We start from the raw sequence: 659 nt of genomic DNA on the forward strand, positions 1-659 counted from the left end.
ATGATGTTCCTCCTCCAGCTGAAAATAAGGCAATATCAGGTCGCATGGAAACTGCCGTTTCCAATCCAACCACTTTATAATCAGTTCCTTCATACGAGATTGTTTTCCCAACAGATCTTTCAGAAGCTACAGGGATTAATTCTGTAACAGGGAAATTACGTTCTGCCAAAACTCTTAGCATTACTTCGCCAACCATACCAGTGGCACCAACAACAGCTACTTTCATTTTTAAATTCAGTTTTAATTTGAGGCAAATCTAAATAAAAAAAGACCTACATTTCTGTAAGTCTTTTTGCTCCTCCTGCTGGGCTCGAACCAGCGACCCTCTGATTAATCCCGAAGTTTCGGGACTCTAACTAACTGAGCTAAAACTCCGGATAATTCTTGATTTTCATCACATAGTCTTTCCAAAAACTTTTTGGATTTTTGCTTTTTAATGTATCGTTCAAGATTTAGAGCAATCGTTTTGTCATTTGAAACTTCGAAAAGAGCCATCATTTTCCAAGGGCGAAATTTCCGCGTATATGTGTTGAAATTTTCCTGTTGATTTAACAATAATAGTACTCTTCTATCTAGTAATTGATTTCCCCATTCACAAGAAGTTTCTGAAACAAAAGCACAAGAATGACAAGCAGCACCATTTATCGAAGATTGTAATG

1 protein-coding gene and 1 pseudogene are annotated in these 659 nt (G+C 37.0%); both read right to left on the reverse strand.

Annotated features, from left to right (window positions below; all coding sequences use genetic code 11):
* Positions 1-226 (reverse strand): annotated as a pseudogene (locus tag ABEA81_RS42405) (aspartate-semialdehyde dehydrogenase); the annotation flags it as partial.
* A 104-nt stretch (positions 227-330) separates the two neighbouring features.
* Positions 331-659 (reverse strand): hypothetical protein (locus ABEA81_RS42410; RefSeq protein WP_345613728.1); only part of this gene is annotated, 329 nt, incomplete at its 5' end.

The sequence above is a fragment of the Pseudonocardia adelaidensis genome (assembly GCF_039543345.1).
GTDB classification, from domain to species: Bacteria; Actinomycetota; Actinomycetes; order Mycobacteriales; family Pseudonocardiaceae; genus Pseudonocardia; species Pseudonocardia adelaidensis.